Here is an 18,649-nt window from a genome sequence, read left to right on the forward strand (position 1 = left end):
TAACTAGGCCGCCGCCTGTTTGCCGATTCCGAACGCTTCCGCCAGCAGGCTGTATGAACGCTTGCGCGCATCGTGATCGTAGGTCGCGGTAATCACCATCACCTCGTCTGGCTTGCTGGCCTCGATCAGCGGCGCAATGCTCTGCATCACGGTTTGCGGAGAGCCAACGAACAGCCGCGAGCGGTTGCGTGCGATACTCACACGGTCGGCGTCAGTATACGGATAGGCCTGCGCCTCCTCGACGCTTGGCAGCGGGCGATATTGCCCGCGGTCGCGCAGCAGGCGATTGAGATCGGCCGACGATGCCAGCCGATCCGCCTCTTCATCGGTCTCGGCCATGATCACCGCGATCGCCAGAATGGCATGCGGGACGGTTCGCCAATGCGACGGCGTGAAATGCGCGCGATAGTGAATCATCGCGTCGGCCGCATCGTGCGAGGCGAAATGATGAGCGAACGCGAATCCCATGCCGACCTGCGCTGAGAGTTGCGCGCTGTAGTCGCTCGACCCGAGCAGCCAGATCGGCGGCAGCGGCGCATCGTCCGGCATTGCGATGACGTTGTTGTAGGGGTGGCCTTCGGGAAAATTGCGCGTTTCCCACAGTGTCAGTTCGATCAAACGCTCGATGAAGTCATCGCCGCCGCGCGGATCGAACCGCTGACGCAGCGCGTGCATGGTGGTTTGATCGGTGCCGGGCGCGCGGCCGAGTCCAAGATCGATCCGGCCGGGAAACAGCGCTTCCAGCATCTTGAACCGTTCGGCGACCATCAGCGGCGCATGGTTCGGCAACATCACGCCGCCGGAGCCGACGCGAATGCGCTGCGTCGCCGCTGCGATCTGTCCGATCATGATCTCGGGTGCGGGCGACGCGACCGACGAGAGGCTGTGATGCTCGGCCAGCCAGTAGCGCGTGTAACCAAGGCGGTCGGCATGCTTCGCCAGATCGATGCTGTTGCGCAGCGACTGGGAGGGCTTGGTGCCGGTGGTGACGACAGAAAGGTCGAGGATGGAAAGCGGGGTCATGCGGCCCAAGCTAGTGGCTCGCCGGCACCCGTCAAACCACTGCCGTGCATGCCACCCAGCCGTGTTGCCAAAGAAGGGTGGGCAACTACATGACAGATTGATCAAACATGCGAATTTTTGCCCACCCCCGTTTGATGGATTTGGCTACAAAATCTCAAAATATGCTGGTGAATTGGTCAAAATACTCGGATTTGTGGCCATCTTGACCCCGCCTTGCATCAAGCTTCTTCTAAGCAAAGCGCTATAGTGGGCAATTTCCCATACCAAAAGTCCAGTGAATGGGCTGTCGGAAAAGGCTGGTTTCGCTTATTTTGGCTCGTAAAGGCGAAACGGTGACGAAGTCCGGCCCAAAGGGCGAAACGGAGGCACACCGCGCCGCGGAGGCCGCAGCCCATTCCGGCCCGCGCACCGCCTTACGACATGTGGAGTTGAGAAGCGTGACGAGCGAAACATCCGCCCCGAACGAAACACCGGGGCACAAGCGTCCGGCGATTTCCTTCGAGTTCTTTCCGCCGAAGACCGAGGAGATGGAGCGCAACCTCTGGGAGGTCATCAACCGGCTTGCGCCGCTGACGCCGAACTTCGTGTCGGTGACGTATGGCGCGGGCGGCTCGACCCGTGAGCGCACACACTCCACCATCGCGCGCATCCTCGGTGAGACCAAGCTCACGCCCGCGGCCCATCTCACCTGCGTCGCCGCCACCAAGGCGGACATCGACGACGTGGTCGCGCGATATCATGACGTCGGCGTCCGACACATCGTTGCGTTACGTGGCGACCCTACCACCGGCATCGGCACGGCTTACGCGGCGCATCCCGACGGCTACCAGACATCGGCCGATCTCGTCGCCAGCATCAAGAAGCGCTATCCCGACATCGACGTCACGGTGTCCGCTTATCCGGAAAAGCATCCCGAGAGCCCTGACTTCGATGCCGATATCGACGCGCTGAAAGCCAAGGTGGACGCGGGCGCAAGCCGGGCCATCACCCAGGTGTTCTTCGACAACGATCTCTATTTTCGCTACCTCGACCGCGTTCGCGCGCGCGGCATCGATATTCCGGTGGTGCCCGGCATCATGCCGATGCACAACTTCAAGCAGGCGCGCAGTTTCGTCACCCGTGCGGGGACGACCGTGCCGTCCTGGCTGGCCGACAAATTTGAAGGCCTCGATGACGATGCCGAAACGCGCAAACTGGTCGCTGCGACCGTCGCCGCCGGTCAGGTGCAGAAACTGGCCAAGCATGGCGTCGAGAATTTTCATTTTTATACGATGAACCGTGCGGATCTTGTGTTCGCCATCAGCCACCTTCTGGGAATTCGTCCCAGCGGTGCGCAGAAAGCTGCGTGATCCCATGACCGTGAAGACATCTCCGACCGCCGACCAATTCCGCGCGCTTGCCCGCGAACGCATCCTCGTGCTCGACGGTGCGATGGGCACCATGATCCAGGGGCTTCAGTTCGACGAAGCAGCCTTCCGCGGCGAACGCTTCAAGGACTTTCACCGCGACGTCAAAGGCAACAACGATCTCCTGATCCTCACGCAGCCGCAGGCGATCGAGGACATCCACTTCGCCTATCTCGACGCGGGAGCGGACATCGTCGCGACCAACACGTTCTCCTCGACCTCCATCGCGCAGGCCGACTACGACATGGTCGATCTCGCCTATGAGCTGAATCGCGACGGCGCGAAGCTGGCGCGCAATGCTGCAAACCGCGCCACCGCGAAAGACGGCAAGCCGCGCTTCGTCGCCGGCGCGCTTGGCCCGACCAACCGCACCGCGTCGATCTCGCCGGATGTCGCCAATCCCGGCTACCGCGCGGTGACCTTCGACGACCTGCGCATCGCCTACAGCGAACAGATCAACGGACTGCTGGACGGCGGTGCTGATCTCTTGCTGGTCGAAACCATTTTCGACACGCTGAACGCCAAGGCCGCGCTCTACGCCATCGCCGAAATCTCCGAGGCGCGCGGCATCCATGTGCCGGTGATGATCTCCGGCACCATCACCGACAAGTCGGGACGCTTGCTCTCCGGCCAGTTGCCGGAAGCGTTCTGGTATTCGGTGCAACACGCCAATCCGATCACCATCGGCTTTAACTGCGCGTTAGGGGCGGAAGACCTGCGCGCCCATATCGCCGACATCGGCCGCGTCGCCGATGCGCTGGTCTGCGCCTATCCGAACGCGGGCTTGCCGAATGAATTCGGCCAGTATGATGAGAGCCCGGAATACATGGCGCGGCTGGTCGGCGAATTCGCGCAGGCCGGACTTGTCAACGTGGTCGGCGGCTGCTGCGGCACCACGCCGGATCACATCCGGGCCATCGCAAACGCCTGCGCACCGCACAAGCCGCGCATCGTGCCGGAGATTCCGCCGCTGCTGCGATTGTCGGGACTAGAGCCGTTTAACCTCACCGCCGACATTCCGTTCGTCAACGTCGGCGAACGCACCAACGTCACCGGCTCCGCGCGCTTCCGCAAGCTGATCAAGAACGGCGATTACACCGCCGCCCTTCAGGTGGCCCGCGATCAGGTCGAGAACGGCGCACAGGTCATCGACATCAACATGGACGAAGGCCTGCTGGACTCCAAGCAGGCGACGATCGATTTCCTCAATCTGGTCGCCTCGGAACCTGACATCGCGCGCGTGCCTGTGATGATCGACTCGTCGAAGTTCGACGTAATCGAGGCCGGCCTGAAATGCGTTCAGGGCAAGCCGATCGTCAACTCGATTTCCATGAAGGAAGGCGTCGAGAAATTCCTTGCCGAAGCAACTATCGCCCGCCGTCATGGCGCGGCTGTGGTTGTGATGGCGTTCGACGAAGTGGGACAGGCCGATACGTTCGAGCGCAAGATCGAGATCTGCAAACGCGCCTATGACCTGCTTGTGGAGAAATTGGATTTTCCGCCGCAGGACATCATCTTTGATCCGAACATTTTCGCCATCGCCACCGGCCTCGAAGAGCACAACAACTACGGCGTCGATTTCATCGAGGCCACGCGCTGGATCCGGCAAAACCTGCCGCACGCGCATATTTCCGGCGGCGTCTCCAATCTGTCGTTCTCGTTCCGCGGCAACGAGCCGGTGCGCGAGGCGATGCATTCGGTGTTCCTGTATCACGCCATCAAGGCCGGCATGGACATGGGCATCGTCAACGCCGGGCAGATGGTGATCTACGACGACATCGATCCCGAGCTGCGTCAGGTCTGCGAAGACACCATCCTCAATCGTGACCCCGGTGCATCGGAGCGGCTGCTTGAACTCGCGGAAAAATTCCGCGGTCAGGAAAAGCAGGTCAAGGAACAGGATCTTGCCTGGCGCGAATGGCCGGTGGAGAAACGCCTGAGCCACGCGCTGGTCAACGGCATCACCGAATACATCGATACCGACACCGAGGCTGCGCGCCTCACGGTCGAGCGGCCGCTGCACGTGATCGAAGGTCCGCTGATGGACGGCATGAACGTCGTCGGCGACCTGTTCGGCGCGGGCAAAATGTTCCTGCCGCAGGTGGTGAAGTCCGCCCGCGTGATGAAGCAGGCGGTGGCCTATCTGATGCCGTTCATGGAAGAGGAAAAGGCGCGCAACCAGGCCGCGGGCATCGCCGGCGACGGGCGCAGCTCCGCCGGCAAGATCGTGCTCGCCACCGTGAAGGGCGATGTGCACGACATCGGCAAGAACATCGTCGGCATCGTGCTTCAGTGTAACAACTTCGAGGTGGTCGATCTCGGCGTCATGGTGCCCGCTTCCAAGATCATTGAAACCGCGAAGGCCGAGAACGCCGATATCATCGGCCTTTCGGGCCTGATCACGCCGTCGCTGGACGAAATGGTGTTCATGGGCGCCGAACTTGAGCGCCTTGGCCTCGACATTCCGCTGCTGATCGGCGGCGCGACCACCAGCCGCGTGCACACGGCCGTAAAGATCGATCCCGCCTACAAGCGCGGGCCGGTGATCCACGTCAACGACGCCAGCCGCGCGGTCGGCGTCGCCTCGTCGCTGATGTCGGCCGAGAAGCGCGCGGAATATGCCCGCGAGGTGCGCGCCGACTACGCCAAGATTTCGGCCGCGCATTTCAAGGCGCAGCAGGACAAGAAGCGGCTCAAGCTCGAGGCCGCGCGCGCCAACGCGCACAGCATCGACTGGTCCAAGACCCAGCCGAAGAAGCCGGCCTTCATCGGCATCAAGAGCTTCAGCGATTATTCGCTGGCTGAACTCGCCGAATACATCGACTGGACGCCATTCTTTCAGACCTGGGAACTGACCGGGCGCTTCCCGGCCATTCTCAACGACCCAAAGGTCGGCGAGGCTGCGCGCGCGCTCCATGACGACGCGCGCAAGATGCTCGACCGGATCGTCAAGGAGAACTGGTTCAAGGCCAGCGCCACCATCGGTTTCTGGCCAGCGAACGCCGAAGGCGATGACATCGTTCTCTACAGCGACGAGGCGCGCACCAGGCCGCTGACCACGCTGCACACCCTGCGCCAGCAGCTTGAAAAGCGCGAAGGCCGCAAGAATGTCGCGTTGTCGGATTTCATCGCGCCGATCTCAAGCGGGGTATCGGACTACATCGGCATGTTCGTGGTCACGGCAGGCATCGGCGAGGACGTGATCGCGGATCGCTTCAAGAATGCCAACGACGACTACTCGTCAATTCTCGTGAAGGCGCTGGCGGATCGTCTGGCGGAAGCCTTTGCCGAGCGGATGCATCAGCGTGTGCGCAAGGAGTTCTGGGGCTACGCGCCGGACGAAGCGCTCGGCACCGACGAGTTAATCCTCGAACAGTATGCCGGCATCCGCCCCGCACCGGGCTATCCGGCGCAGCCGGACCACACCGAGAAGGCAACGCTGTTCAAGCTGCTCGATGCGGAGCGCACCGCGGGTGTGACGCTGACCGAGAGTTTTGCGATGTGGCCCGGCTCGTCGGTCTCGGGACTCTATTTCAGCCATCCGGAAAGCTATTACTTCGGCGTCGGCAAGATCGAGCGCGATCAGGTCGAAGACTATGCCGAACGCAAGGGGATGAAGCCTGAGGAAACCGAACGCTGGCTCGCGCCGATCCTCAACTACATCCCCTCCCGCGAGATGCCGGCTGAGAGCGAAGACGATATCGCAACCTTGCCGCTGGCAAAACATCCGCCGGGCTGCGGCTGCGCGATGCATCTGCGGATGAACGGCAAGCCGGTGGCCGACGCGGTCGCGCGCTGATCTCCTCACTTCGATTCGACTTAAACGAAATGCCGCCATGCTCGTCTTCCGTGCATGCGGCATTTTCACGCGGGTTTGAACGGTTTCGATTCTGGAACCCGGAACGACGCGCGCGATGAGGTGTTGGTGCGTCGCCTATTCATCCCTCAAACAGGAGTAGGACAATGAAAAACGTGACATTTTTTGCCGCTGCCGTAGCCGTGAGCGCGCTGATCGCAACACCCGTCCTCGCACAGGATACCGCGCAGCCGCGTGCCGGAAAGCATATGAAAACCAGCCACATGAAGCAGCATCATGCGTCGAAGAAACATATGAAGCATCATGCGCGCGCCGGGCGTACGTATTATAACGACAGGGTCGCCTATCAGGATCGCGGGTGGAATGACCGCAACAGCGGCTTCTGGCCGGGCGCCTATACGCTCGGCGCGGTGGGAACCCCAAGCGCCATAGCAGCGACAACTGATGGAACCGTTCGCGCAATTGCGACCGCGCCGTTCGGTGGTCCGTATCGCGACAGCTATGCCTATGGCCCCGGCTACGGATACACCTACTCCTATGACGGCATCGCGATGCCAAACTCGGGGAACTATGCAGCACGAAACGGCTTCACATGTCAGCCGGGCACTTTCATCAAGGGTACCCGGACAATCTGCCAGTAAGTCCTGATTTCGGTAAAGATACAGCGGCCGGAGCAATCTCCGGCCGCTGTCTTATGTTGTCGCCGATCTACGCCGCTGACGCGGCGCCTCACGTCAGGAACGTGACGCGTCCGGTGGCAAGGTCGTGCATCGCCGCTGCGATCCGCAGCTGGCCCGCGTTCACCAGACCTTTCAGAACAGGGCTGCGCGACGTCAGATTCGCAGCAGCCATGCGGGCATTGGTTTCCGCCACGGCCTGAACGAATGTTGCGTTCTTCGACGTCCGCTCGCCGGTCGTCTTGCTCGCGGCCACCGCCGGCATGATGTTGGCGAGTGTCGCCGTCAGGTTTCCCAGCTTGACGTTGTCAACCGCGCCCTTGATGGCCCCGCAGTCGTTGTGCCCGAGCACCACGATCGCACGCGCGCCCGCAACCTTCGTTGCGAATTCGAGGCTGCCGATGATATCGGTGTTGACGAAATTTCCGGCGATGCGCGCGCAGAAGACATCGCCGATGGTTTGATCGAACACCAGCTCCGGCGGCACACGCGAATCGATGCAGCCAACGACCGCGGCAAACGGCGCTTGCGCAACTGACGTTTCCTTCACCTGCTCCATCAGATTGCAGTTGACGATCTTGCCGCTCACGAAACGGACATTTCCCTGCTTCAACTGGGCGATCGCTTCCTCAGGACTGATGGCCTTTTGCCGGTCGCGCGTCATGACGGCGCATTCGACCGGCGCGCCGCGCGCACCCGTCGCCGCAAGGCCGGTAAAAAGAGCAGCGGAGACGCAACCGCAAAACGAACGGCGGTTCAGCATGGGAAATCCTTTCTGCTATTGGTGGTGTCGGCAAATACAAATCGGGATCAATTCTCATGGTGGGCAATATTGCGGCAATATCTTAAGGATACCCAACCGCCATCAGGAAATGTTGTCGCAGTCGGGATGGTTGGCCGCGTCAGTTCGGCGGGGCCAGCGGCTGCACGATATCCTGAAACGGCGGCAAGGCCTCACAGATCTCGGCGTGACGCGCCAGAGCCGGCGTACGGCCCTCATCGAACAGTCCGGCATGGGCTTCGCGCGTGAAGCGAATGACGCAGGCCACTGCGATGTCGGCGTGGGTAATCTGATCGCCGAACCAGAACCGCGTCGTGTGCCGTGCGCGGTCTTCTTCCAGCGCATCGAGCACGCCCGCGACCTGCGAGCGGCAACGCTCCACCCAACGCTTTGATTCCTCGCCGCGCAGCACCCGCTCGTAAAGCAGGCTTACCGCCTTGTCGCCGAGGCCAGTGGCGAGCGCACAGATATGCAGCACCTCGCGTCGGATGTGGCCGCAATCCGGGATAAGTGCGCGCGACGGCCCGGCCAGTTCGTCGAGATAATCCAGAATAGCGGTGCTCTCGATCAGCACCTCGCCGTCGTCGAGCACCAGCGTCGGCACCCGCATCAGCGGATTGTAGAGCGCGATCTTCTCCGCGTCGCCGAAGGTCGACCACGGTGAGTGCTCGAACGGAATGCCGTAGAACCGCAGCGCGAGCGCAACGCGCCGCACGAAGGGCGAGTCATACTGGCCGATCAGGTTCATCAGGTCACCTCCACCGCGAGATTGCGCCCGCGATTACACCCGGCAACACGCCCGATTGGCAAGGCCCCTAGTCTGCGTCGGGATCGCTCGCGAGTACGCCCTTCACCGCCTGCGACCAGCCCTTGAGCTTCCGCACGCGCGTCGCTTCGGACATGTTCGGCCTGAACCGCCGTTCCAGCCGCCACGAATCCGCGAACCGCGCCGGCTCGGGATAAACGCCAGCGCCAAGTCCCGCGAGATAGGCCGCACCCACCGCCGTCGTTTCCTGAATCATCGGACGGTCCACCGGCGCGTCGAGCAGATCCGAGAGCCGCTGCATGGTCCAGTCCGACGCGGTCATGCCGCCATCGACGCGCAGCACGGTGTTGGTTTCCTTCGCCTCCGGCCAGTCGGCGCGCATCGCCGCCCACAGATCGTAGGTCTGGTAACACACGCTTTCCAAAACGGCGTGCGCCAGCTCGGCAGGACCGGTGTTGCGGGTCAACCCGAACAGCGCACCGCGTACGCGCGGATTCCAGTAAGGCGCGCCGAGGCCGACGAATGCCGGAACGAGATACACCGACTGCATGGTGTCGTTGGCATCCGCAAGCGATCCGGTTTCGCTGGCGTGCTTGATCAGCCCAAGGCCGTCGCGCAGCCACTGCACGGCAGAGCCCGCCACAAAGATCGAACCTTCGAGCGCATAGGTGCGCTGGCCGTTCAACTGATAGGCGATGGTTGTCAGCAGCTTGTTCTTCGAAGCCACCGCCGTGGTCCCGGTGTTGAGCAGGGCGAAGCAACCGGTGCCGTAGGTGGACTTCATCATGCCCGGCGAGAAGCAGGCCTGGCCGATAGTGGCGGCCTGCTGGTCGCCGGCGATGCCGCGCACGGCAATCGCTCCGCCGAGCAGATGCGGCTCGGTCTCGCCGAAATCGGCCGATGAATCGCGCACATCCGGCAGCATCGAGCGCGGCACCCGCAGCAGCTTCAAGAGATCGTCGTCCCACTCGCCGGTATGGATGTTGAACAGCAGCGTCCGTGAGGCGTTGGTGGCGTCGGTGGCGTGAACCTTGCCGCCGGTCAGCCGCCACAAGAGATACGAGTCCACGGTGCCGAACATCAGTTCGCCGCGCTCGGCCCGTTCGCGCGCGCCGGGAACCTGATCGAGAATCCAGGCTACCTTGGTGCCGGAGAAATACGGATCGATGATCAATCCAGTCCGCGCGCTGATCAGCGGCTCGTGGCCTTCGGCTTTCAGTTTGGCGCAGATCTCCGCGGTGCGCCGGTCCTGCCAGACGATGGCGCGATGCACCGCATTGCCGGTGGCGCGGTCCCAGACCACGGTGGTCTCGCGCTGGTTGGTAATGCCGATGGCGGCGATGTCAGACGCCGCCACGTTGGCGTTGCTCATGGCCTCGCGGCAGGTCGCCAGGGTCGAGGTCCAGATGTCTTCCGGTTCGTGCTCCACCCAGCCGGAGGCCGGAAAATGCTGCTGGAATTCCTGCTGGGCCTGGGCTGCGATGGAAATATCGGAGCGAAAGACGATGGCGCGCGACGATGTCGTGCCTTGATCGATGGCAAGAATGTGGGTCGCCATGCCGTTTCCTCGAATTGCTTTCGTTTCGGTTTCGAAACGCAACAAAGCGATTACGGATGCGCGCGTCAACCCGTATGGCAACGCCCGGCATTCGGAAGCTGAGGATGAGCTAAAGCGTCAGACCGCCGCCGTGGTGACGCCGCCATCGATCACGATGGTCTGGCCGGTCATAAAGGTCGAGGCATCAGAGGCGAGATAAACCACCGCACCCGCGATCTCGTGCGGCTCGCCGATCCGGCGCAGCGGTGTAGTCGCGGTGCGGCGTTTGAGGTTGTCCTGATCTTCCCACAGCGCGCGGGCGAAATCAGTTTTGACCAGCCCCGGCGCGATGCAGTTGACCCGCACGTTCTTCGGGCCCCACTCGCCGGCGAGACTACGCGCCAGCGAAAAATCCGCCGCTTTCGAAATACCGTAGGCGCCGATCACGGTCGATCCGCGCAGGCCGCCGATGCTGGAGATGATGACCACCGAACCGCCGCCGCGCTCGGCCATTTTCGGCATCGCCAGCTTGCAGAGCCAGACGTTGCTCTTGATGTTGGCGCCCATGATCTTGTCGAAGGCTTCGTCGGTGATGTCGAGCAGTGGGCCGTAATAGGGATTCACCGCGGCATTGCAGACGAGGATGTCGATCTGGCCGTAGTGCTTCACGGTGCCGTTGATCAGCGCTTCGACTTCCTCACGGCGGCTGATGTTGCAGGCGATGACGTGGGCGTCACCACCCTCCTTGCGAATGCCGTCGGCAACCGCCTCGCAGGCATCGGCCTTGCGGCTGGATACGACGACCTTCGCGCCCATCCGCGCCAGCAATTCCGCCGAGGCGCGGCCGATGCCGCGACTCGAACCGGTGACGACGGCCACTTTTCCCGCCAGATCGAATGGCGATTTGGTCATGGCCGTCCCCCATTGTTTTTGTTTGCTCTCGTCATTGCGAGGAGCACTTGCGACGAGCAATCCAGTCTTGCTTGTTGCTTCTGGATTGCTTCGCTTCGCTCGCAATGACGGGTTAGTTGAAACGCCCTCGCAGTGACGGCTTGCGCGTCAGACCAGATTGCCCGCCTCGCTGACGCGGCGCAGGTGATAGTCGGTGTCGCCGAAGGTGCTCTCGATCATGGTCAGCCGCTTGAAGTAGTGGCCGATCTTGAGCTCCATGGTCATGCCGACGCCGCCGTGAAGCTGGATCGCCTGCTGGCCGACGAACTTCAGCGACTTGCCGATTTGCACCTTCGCCGCCGCAACCGCTTTCGCCCGCTCCTTGGCATCCTCGAAGTCGGACGCCATGGTGGCGAAGATCGACATGCTGCGCGCCTGCTCGAGCGCGACGAACATGTCCGCTGCACGATGCTGCAGGGTCTGGAACTGGCCGATCGCCACGCCGAACTGCTTGCGGGTTTTGAGATACTCCACCGTCGACTTCAGCGACTCGTCCATCGCGCCGACCGCCTCGGCGCACATCGCGATGCGCGCCTCGTCGACAACGCGCTCGATCAGCGGCAGGCCGTTCTCGGGATCGCCGATCGCGGCATCCGCGCCGACCTCGACGCCCTCGAAGCGGATATCCGCTGCACGCATACCGTCCTGGGTCGGATAACCCTTGACGGTAACGCCCTTGGCGCTCGCCGGCACCAGAAACACGCCGATGCCGCTGCGATCACGCTGGCTGCCCTTGGTGCGCGCGCTGACGATCAGCGTGTCCGCGGTCTCGCCGTGCAGCACGACGAACTTCTCGCCGTCGATCACCCAGCCGCTGCCCTTTTTCTTCGCGGTGGTGGTGACGTCCGCGAGATCGTAACGCGAGTTCTTCTCCAACTGGGCAAACGCCAGCGTCTTGCTGCCGTCGATGATCGAGGGAATATGCGCGGCCTTCTGATCGGCCGATCCGCCGTGACGGAGGAAGCCGCCGCCGAGCACCACGGTCGCCAGATAAGGCTCGAGCACCAGCGCCTTGCCGAGCGATTCCATCACAAGCGCGGTTTCCACCGCACCCGCGCCGAAGCCGCCGTCTTCCTCGGAAAACGGCAGACCCAGCAGACCCTGCTCGGCCAGCTTGCTCCAGACGCCCTTGCTCCAGCCGCCCTTTTCCTTGGCGTACTTCTTGCGCTGATCGAAATCGTAGGAATCGGCCAGCAGGCCGTCGACGCTATCTTTCAGGAGCCGCTGCTCCTCGGACAAATCAAAATCCATTTTCACTTTCCTCGGCTAATCGATCAAAGAGGAGCGTAGCGACGAAGCAATCCAGCCTTTTGGTCGCGTCTGGATTGCTTCGCTTCGCTCGCAATGACGTAAACGGCACACGGAAGCCCTCGCCCCGCGTGAGCGGGGCGAGGGAGAAGCCTTACAATCCCAGCACGGCCTTGGTGATGATGTTGCGCTGAATCTCGTTCGAGCCGCCGTAGATGGAAACCTTGCGATAGTTGAAGTAGCCCGGCGCAACTGTCGTCGCCCAGCTCGCTTCCTCGTTGCTCTTGTCGTGTTCGTCCGCATAAGGAAGCGCGAACGGTCCGGTGATCTCGAGCAGCAATTCGGTAATGGTCTGTTGAATTTCGGAGCCCTTGATCTTGAGGATCGAGGATGCCGGATCCGGCTTGCCCTTGCCGTTCTTGCGTTCGTTGGCGACGACGCGCATCTGCGTCAGTTCGAGCGCCTTCAGCTCGATTTCTGTCGCAGCAAGCTTTTCGCGGAAGCGGGAGTCCTGAATCAGCGGCTTGCCATCCGATTCGACCTTGGAGGCGAGATCGCGGATGCGGCGGAGACGCTCCTTCGACATGCCGACGCGCGCGATGTTGGTGCGCTCGTTGCCGAGCAGGAACTTGGCGTAATCCCAGCCCTTGTTCTCCTCGCCGACGAGATTCTCCACCGGCACCTCGACGTCATCGAAGAACACTTCGTTGACCTCAAAACCGCCGTCGATGGTCTGGATCGGCCGCACGGTGACACCGCGCGACTTCATGTCGAACAGGATGAACGAGATGCCCGACTGCTTCTTCGCATCGGGGTCGGTGCGGCAAAGACAGAAGATCCAGTCGGCGTGTTGCGCCAGTGTGGTCCAGGTCTTCTGGCCGTTGATCACGTAGACGTCGCCCTTGCGCTTGGCGGTCGTCTTCAGCGAGGCGAGGTCGGAGCCCGCGCCCGGCTCGGAGAAGCCCTGGCACCACCAGTCGTCGAGGTTGGCGATGCGCGGCAGGTAGTGCTTCTTCTGCTCTTCGTTACCGAAGGTGTAGATCACTGGCCCGACCATGTTGACGCCGAACGGCAGCGGCGAAGGCGCCGGCGTTGCCTGCAGCTCTTCGAGGAAGATGTACTGCTGCACCGACGACCAGCCGGTGCCGCCGTATTCCACCGGCCAGTGCGGCACCGCCCATCCCTTCTTGTTCAGGATGCGCTGCCAGTTGACCATGTCTTCCTTGCTGGTGTGGCGGCCTTCCACCAGTTTCTGGCGGATGTCGGCGGGAAGACTTTCCTTGAAGAAGGTCCGCACTTCATCGCGAAACGCCAGTTCTTCCTTGCTGAAGCTGAGATCCATCGGACCCTCCTGATCGGAATTATCTTTGGCTCACCTCCCCTTTTCAGGAGAGGTGAGAGTTCTCGGATTTTACTGAAGGATTTCGAACAGGCCGGCAGCACCCATGCCGCCGCCGACGCACATCGTCACCACGCCGTATTTGGCCTTGCGGCGACGGCCTTCGACGAGCACGTGGCCGGCGAGACGCGAACCGGTCATGCCGTAGGGATGGCCGACCGCGACCGAACCGCCGTTGACGTTGAGCTTCTCCGGATCGATGCCAAGCTTGTCGCGGCAATAGATCACCTGCACGGCGAAGGCTTCGTTCAACTCCCACATATCGATGTCTTCGATCTTGAGGCCGTGACGCTTGAGCAGGCGCGGAATCGCAAACACCGGACCGATGCCCATTTCATCCGGCTCGCAGCCGGCTGACACGAAGCCGCGGAAAATGCCGAGCGGCTTGAGGCCCTTCTTGGCGGCCATCGTGTCGCTCATGATCACGGCGGCGCTGGCGCCGTCCGACAGCTGGCTGGCGTTGCCGGCGGTGATGACGCCGCCTTCGCGGACCGGCTTCAGAGCCGCGAGACCTTCTGCGGTGGTCTCGGGACGCGGACCTTCGTCCTGCGACAGGGTGATGTCCTTGAACGAAATCTCCTTGGTGACCTTGTCGGCGACCGCCATCTTGGTGGTCATCGGCGCGATCTCGTCCTTGAAGCGGCCGCCCTGCTGGGCAGCGGCAGTGCGGCGCTGGCTCTCCAGCGAGTACTCGTCCTGCTTCTCGCGCGAAATGCCGTAGCGCTTCGACACCACTTCGGCGGTATCGAGCATCGCCATGTAGACGTCGCCCTTGATCTTCACCAGTTCAGGATCGACAGCGTGGAACTTGTTGGCGTGCTCGTTCTGCACCAGGCTGATCGATTCACCGCCGCCGGCGACAGCGATCTCGACACCGTCGTAGATCACCGAACGGGCGGCGAGCGCGATAGCCTGCAGACCTGAGGCGCACTGGCGGTCGATGGTGGTGCCGGCGACCGACACCGGAAGGCCTGCGCGCAGCAGCGCCTTGCGCGCGATGTTGCCGCCGGTCGCGCCCTGCTGCATGGCGGCGCCCATTACCACGTCCTCGATTTCCGCGCCGTCAACGCCGGCGCGCTTGACGGCGTGCTCAATGGCATGACCGAGCAGCGTGGCGCCTTCGGTGTTGTTGAAAGCGCCGCGATAGGCCTTGCCGATCGGGGTGCGTGCGGTGGAAACGATAACGGCCTGGGTCATGAACGACCTCCTGTTGCAAGTTTGGGTTGTTGCGGTTGATTGCGTTGCTGGTTGCGTAATTCGTGACGAGAGAGTTTTCCGACGCTGGTGCGCGGCAATTCCTTGAGGAATTCGACCGCCACCGGCAATTCGTGCTTGCCGAGCTTTCCGGTGAGGAACGCGCGTAGGTCCTCGATGGTGAACGGCTCGGCGCCAGCGCGCAGCGTGATGAACGCCTTGGACGCCTCGCCGCGATAGTCGTCGGGAATGCCGATCACAATGACTTCCTGAACCGACGGATGGGTGTAAATCGCCTGCTCGATCATCTGCGGATAGACGTTGAAGCCGCCGGAGATGATCAGGTCCTTCTTGCGGTCCACCAGATAGAAATAGCCGTCGCTATCCATATAGCCGATGTCGCCGGTCAGGAAGCGGTCGCCGACGAAAGCCTCGGCGGTCTCCGCCTCGCGATTCCAGTATCCCTTGGTGACATTCGGGCCGCGGATACGGATTTCGCCGGTTTCTCCAACGGGCATCACCTGTTTCGGATCGTCGAGCGACACCACGTCCATCTCGATGCCGGGCAGCATCAGGCCGATCGAGCCGGGTTTCTCCGGGCCTTCGGGCGGATGGCCGGTGCCGGGCGAGCAGGTTTCGGTCATGCCCCACCCGCTTTTCAGCGCGAGCTTGGTCTTGCGTTCGAACACCTTCGCGACTTCGACAGGCAACGGGGCGCCGCCCGAGCCTGCATAGGCCAGCGACGACAGATCGCGCTTGTCCAGGTCGGGCAGGCTGGCGATGGCGATCCACATGGTCGGCACGCCGGGGAATGCGGTGGCTCGCTTCACTTCGATGTCGCGCATCACGGCTTCAAGATCGAAACGCTGATGCAGCGAGATCAGATCGCCGTTCTTCAGGGTGCGCAGCAGGACGACGGTGAGCGCATAGATATGAAACAGCGGCAGGACGAGAATAACGCGCTCGATGGTGTTGCGCTCGGCCTTCTGATTGGCGCCCCAGACATCGTAGATCGAGACCGCCGAGGTGAGATTGCTGTGGGTGAGCATCGCCCCTTTCGGCAAACCGGTGGTGCCGCCGGTGTATTGCAGCAGCGCGATGTCATCGGCATCGACCTGCGGCCATGTCGCGGGCGGCTGCGCGCCCTTGACGAATTCCCTGAAGGTGATGATGGCGGGATTCGCCGGGATCGCGGCCTGCGGATTACCGACATCGCCCCAGGTTTCGTCCTCGCACACGATCAGTTTGTCGAGCAGACCCTTCTCGAAGAATTTCAGCGCCGTCGGCAACAGCGTCGCCAGATTGCTGGTGACGAGAATGCGCGCGCCGGAGTCTTTCAGCTTGTGGGTGAGCGCGATTTCGCCGTCGAGCGGGCTGAGATGCACGACCCGCGCACCGGCCTTCAGAGCACCGAAGAAATTCACCGGATGGTCCGGTGAATTTCCGAGAAACAAGGCGACCGACGCTCCCTTGCCGAACCCGGCGCGGAGAAACGCCGACGCCGCGACATCGGCCAGGCTCTTCAACCCATCGAAGGAGATGGGCCGGTCGCGGAATTCGATCGCATGACGCGAACCGAAATCCGCAGCCGCCTTCGACAACAGGTCCGGAAGCGTGCCGCGCGGGATCGGTGAATCCCAGCGCACACCTTTCGGATAATACTGCTCGCCCGGCCGCGTCATGGGTTACCCCTTGGCGAGGGACGCGAATGTCTTGCCTTCGTCGGCCAGACGCTTGAGCAGAGGTGTCGGCTCGAGCGACGGATCGTTGGTCTGCTTGGCGTAGAACGACAATCGCTCCGCGATCTTCTTGAGGCCGACCTGATCGGCGTAGAACATCGGGCCGCCGCGGTAGATCGGCCAGCCATAGCCATAGAGCCAGACCACGTCGATGTCGCTCGGGCGCGCCGCGATCTTCTCTTCAAGGATGCGCGCCCCCTCGTTGATCATCGGATACATCAGGCGCTCGAGGATTTCGTCATCGCTGATAGCGCGGCGCTTGAGGCCGAGCTTGGCGGTGGTTTCCTCGATCAGCTTTTCGATTTCCGGATCCGGCAGCGGCGAGCGCGAGCCGGCTTCGTACTTGTAATAGCCCTTACCGGTCTTCTGGCCGAAGCGGCCGGCTTCGCAAATCGCGTCGGCGATTTCTGACTTGATGCCGCGGTCCTTGCGCGAACGCCAGCCGATATCGAGACCGGCGAGATCGCCCATCGCGAACGGGCCCATCGGCATGCCGAACTTGGTGAGCACGGCGTCGACCTGCTGCGGCAACGCGCCTTCGAACAGGAACTTCTCGGCCTGCTTGCCGCGGGCGGCCAGCATGCGGTTGCCGACGAAGCCGTCGCAAACGCCGACCACCACCGGCACCTTGGCGATACGCTTGGCGACCGCCACCGCGGTCATCAGCGCGTCCGGTGCGGTCTTTTCGCCGCGGACGATTTCGCACAGCTTCATCACGTTGGCAGGCGAGAAGAAGTGCATGCCGAGCACGTCCTGCGGACGCTTTGTCATGGCGGCGATGGCATTGATGTCGAGATACGAGGTGTTGGTCGCGAGCACAGCGCCGGGCTTGGCGTGCTGGTCGAGCTGGCTGAACACGTCCTTCTTGATCGCCATGGTCTCGAACACGGCCTCGATAATGAGGTCAGCATCCTTGACGTTTTCGAGGCCGACCACGCCCTTGATCAGGCCCATGCGCTTGGCGGGCGCGTCCGCCGGAATGCCGCCGCGCGCCGCGGTGGCTTCGTAATTTTTCTGCATGATGCCGAGGCCGCGCTTGAGCTGCTCGTCGCCGGTCTCGATCAGCGTGACCGGAATGCCGGCATTGGCGAACGACATCGCGATGCCGCCGCCCATGGTTCCGGCACCGATGATCGCAACCTGCTTCACGTCACGCGGCTTGGTTCCATCCGGAACGCCAGCGACCTTGGCCGCTTCACGCTCGGAGAAGAAGGCATAACGCTGCGCTTTCGACTGATCGCCGTTCATGAGCTTCAGGAACAGCTCGCGCTCGGACTTGAGCGCCTGATCGAACGGCTGGTCGAGCGAATGGCTGACAGCCTCTGCGGCGGCGAGCGGCGCTTCCAGACCCCGGTTGCGCTTATTTGCCGCAGCGGCGGCATTGGTGAAGATCGACTTGTCCGCCTTGGCGGCAGCGAGCTTGGAATCGTCGTCGCGCAGCTTGCGCAGCGGACGCTTCTCGGCGAGCGCCTTGCGCGCGAAGGCTTCGCCGCCGACAGCGGGCTCGCCATCGATGATCTCTTCGATCAATCCGTTCTTGAGCGCGTCAGCCGCGCTGATCGGATTGCCACCAACGATCATCGTCACTGCCATTTCAGGACCGACCGCGCGCGGCAAGCGCTGCGTGCCGCCTGCGCCCGGCAACAGACCGAGCTTCACTTCGGGAAGACCGAGCTTGGCGTCCTTGGTGGCAACGCGGAAATGGCAGCCGAGCGCGAGTTCAAGGCCACCGCCGAGCGCGGTGCCGTGAATGGCGGCGACCACCGGTTTAGAGGAATTCTCGATAACCTCGATCACTTCATGAAGGCTGGGCGACTGTGGCGGCTTGCCGAATTCGGTGATGTCCGCGCCTGCGATGAAGGTGCGTCCGGCGCACGCGATGACGATGGCTTTGACCGAGTCATCGGCCTGCGCGCTCTTCACGCCGTCTGCAATACCCTTGCGAACTGCTGCGCTGAGCGCATTCACCGGGGGGCTGTTGACCGTGACGATTGCAACCGCGTCATGACGTTCCACCTTGACCACTTCGCTCACACAACTCTCCTTGGTAGCGCTTGTTTTTGCATATTTCGCACTGCGGAATTAAATTCCACATCTTGACACGGAGGGAT

Annotated in this window: 13 protein-coding genes; 3 read left to right on the forward strand and 10 right to left on the reverse strand. The window is 62.4% G+C overall.

Going from position 1 to position 18,649, the window contains the following annotated elements:
* Nucleotides 1–3: 3 nt before the first annotated feature.
* Nucleotides 4–1,023: an LLM class flavin-dependent oxidoreductase gene (locus tag BN32_RS24310; RefSeq protein WP_019199852.1), complete on the reverse strand. Its 1,020-nt coding sequence runs from the start codon at nucleotides 1,021–1,023 to the stop codon at nucleotides 4–6.
* A 437-nt stretch (nucleotides 1,024–1,460) separates the two neighbouring features.
* Here BN32_RS24310 and metF point away from each other — a divergent pair, with 437 nt between their 5' ends.
* The 3 genes from metF to BN32_RS24325 all read left to right on the forward strand — a co-directional run bounded on the left by metF (nucleotide 1,461) and on the right by BN32_RS24325 (nucleotide 6,887).
* Nucleotides 1,461–2,372: a methylenetetrahydrofolate reductase [NAD(P)H] gene (metF, locus tag BN32_RS24315; RefSeq protein ID WP_040427685.1), complete on the forward strand. Its 912-nt coding sequence runs from the start codon at nucleotides 1,461–1,463 to the stop codon at nucleotides 2,370–2,372.
* Nucleotides 2,373–2,376: 4 nt separating this feature from the next.
* Nucleotides 2,377–6,228: a methionine synthase gene (gene metH, locus BN32_RS24320; protein ID WP_019199850.1), complete on the forward strand. Its 3,852-nt coding sequence runs from the start codon at nucleotides 2,377–2,379 to the stop codon at nucleotides 6,226–6,228.
* 164 nt (nucleotides 6,229–6,392) lie between these two features.
* Nucleotides 6,393–6,887: a hypothetical protein gene (locus BN32_RS24325; protein WP_019199849.1), complete on the forward strand. Its 495-nt coding sequence runs from the start codon at nucleotides 6,393–6,395 to the stop codon at nucleotides 6,885–6,887.
* Between the two features lie 88 nt (nucleotides 6,888–6,975).
* Here the strand turns inward: BN32_RS24325 and BN32_RS24330 are convergent, their stop codons facing one another.
* The 9 genes from BN32_RS24330 to BN32_RS24370 all read right to left on the reverse strand — a co-directional run bounded on the left by BN32_RS24330 (nucleotide 6,976) and on the right by BN32_RS24370 (nucleotide 18,572).
* Nucleotides 6,976–7,686, reverse strand: a complete 711-nt coding sequence (locus BN32_RS24330; protein ID WP_019199848.1) for a carbonic anhydrase family protein — start codon at nucleotides 7,684–7,686, stop codon at nucleotides 6,976–6,978.
* A 139-nt stretch (nucleotides 7,687–7,825) separates the two neighbouring features.
* The gene (locus tag BN32_RS24335) at nucleotides 7,826–8,452 is read right to left on the reverse strand and encodes a glutathione S-transferase family protein (protein ID WP_019199847.1); all 627 of its coding nucleotides are present in this window, start codon (nucleotides 8,450–8,452) and stop codon (nucleotides 7,826–7,828) included.
* Nucleotides 8,453–8,519: 67 nt separating this feature from the next.
* Nucleotides 8,520–10,028, reverse strand: coding sequence for a glycerol kinase GlpK (gene glpK / locus BN32_RS24340; RefSeq protein ID WP_040427687.1), 1,509 nt, complete (start codon nucleotides 10,026–10,028; stop codon nucleotides 8,520–8,522).
* A 117-nt stretch (nucleotides 10,029–10,145) separates the two neighbouring features.
* Complete coding sequence (locus BN32_RS24345) at nucleotides 10,146–10,919, reverse strand: SDR family NAD(P)-dependent oxidoreductase (protein ID WP_019199846.1); 774 nt, start codon at nucleotides 10,917–10,919, stop codon at nucleotides 10,146–10,148.
* 147 nt (nucleotides 10,920–11,066) lie between these two features.
* On the reverse strand, nucleotides 11,067–12,209 hold the full coding sequence (gene pimD / locus BN32_RS24350) for a pimeloyl-CoA dehydrogenase small subunit (RefSeq protein WP_019199845.1): 1,143 nt from the start codon (nucleotides 12,207–12,209) through the stop codon (nucleotides 11,067–11,069).
* Between the two features lie 151 nt (nucleotides 12,210–12,360).
* Nucleotides 12,361–13,548 carry a pimeloyl-CoA dehydrogenase large subunit gene (gene pimC, locus BN32_RS24355; protein ID WP_019199844.1) on the reverse strand — a complete coding sequence of 396 codons (1,188 nt, stop codon included), beginning with the start codon at nucleotides 13,546–13,548 and terminating at the stop codon, nucleotides 12,361–12,363.
* A 69-nt stretch (nucleotides 13,549–13,617) separates the two neighbouring features.
* Nucleotides 13,618–14,802, reverse strand: a complete 1,185-nt coding sequence (locus tag BN32_RS24360; RefSeq protein ID WP_019199843.1) for an acetyl-CoA C-acyltransferase — start codon at nucleotides 14,800–14,802, stop codon at nucleotides 13,618–13,620.
* Nucleotides 14,799–16,481: a dicarboxylate--CoA ligase PimA gene (pimA, locus tag BN32_RS24365; protein WP_019199842.1), complete on the reverse strand. Its 1,683-nt coding sequence runs from the start codon at nucleotides 16,479–16,481 to the stop codon at nucleotides 14,799–14,801. The genes BN32_RS24360 and pimA overlap by 4 nt, the downstream gene beginning before the upstream one ends.
* A gap of 3 nt (nucleotides 16,482–16,484) precedes the next feature.
* The gene (locus BN32_RS24370; protein ID WP_019199841.1) at nucleotides 16,485–18,572 is read right to left on the reverse strand and encodes a 3-hydroxyacyl-CoA dehydrogenase NAD-binding domain-containing protein; all 2,088 of its coding nucleotides are present in this window, start codon (nucleotides 18,570–18,572) and stop codon (nucleotides 16,485–16,487) included.
* Nucleotides 18,573–18,649: the final 77 nt, after the last annotated feature.

The organism is Afipia birgiae 34632 (genome assembly GCF_000308295.2).
Lineage (GTDB): Bacteria > Pseudomonadota > Alphaproteobacteria > Rhizobiales > Xanthobacteraceae > Afipia > Afipia birgiae.

What these genes read in the sequence shown, in the direction of transcription:
- BN32_RS24310 (WP_019199852.1), bottom strand. Translation starts at nt 1,023, where the DNA reads ATGACCCCGCTTTCCATCCTCGACCTTTCTGTCGTCACCACCGGCACC.
- BN32_RS24360 (WP_019199843.1), bottom strand. Translation starts at nt 14,802, where the DNA reads ATGACCCAGGCCGTTATCGTTTCCACCGCACGCACCCCGATCGGCAAG.
- pimA (WP_019199842.1), bottom strand. Translation starts at nt 16,481, where the DNA reads ATGACGCGGCCGGGCGAGCAGTATTATCCGAAAGGTGTGCGCTGGGAT.
- BN32_RS24330 (WP_019199848.1), bottom strand. Translation starts at nt 7,686, where the DNA reads ATGCTGAACCGCCGTTCGTTTTGCGGTTGCGTCTCCGCTGCTCTTTTT.
- metH (WP_019199850.1), top strand. Translation starts at nt 2,377, where the DNA reads ATGACCGTGAAGACATCTCCGACCGCCGACCAATTCCGCGCGCTTGCC.
- pimD (WP_019199845.1), bottom strand. Translation starts at nt 12,209, where the DNA reads ATGGATTTTGATTTGTCCGAGGAGCAGCGGCTCCTGAAAGATAGCGTC.
- glpK (WP_040427687.1), bottom strand. Translation starts at nt 10,028, where the DNA reads ATGGCGACCCACATTCTTGCCATCGATCAAGGCACGACATCGTCGCGC.
- BN32_RS24335 (WP_019199847.1), bottom strand. Translation starts at nt 8,452, where the DNA reads ATGAACCTGATCGGCCAGTATGACTCGCCCTTCGTGCGGCGCGTTGCG.
- BN32_RS24325 (WP_019199849.1), top strand. Translation starts at nt 6,393, where the DNA reads ATGAAAAACGTGACATTTTTTGCCGCTGCCGTAGCCGTGAGCGCGCTG.
- pimC (WP_019199844.1), bottom strand. Translation starts at nt 13,548, where the DNA reads ATGGATCTCAGCTTCAGCAAGGAAGAACTGGCGTTTCGCGATGAAGTG.
- BN32_RS24345 (WP_019199846.1), bottom strand. Translation starts at nt 10,919, where the DNA reads ATGACCAAATCGCCATTCGATCTGGCGGGAAAAGTGGCCGTCGTCACC.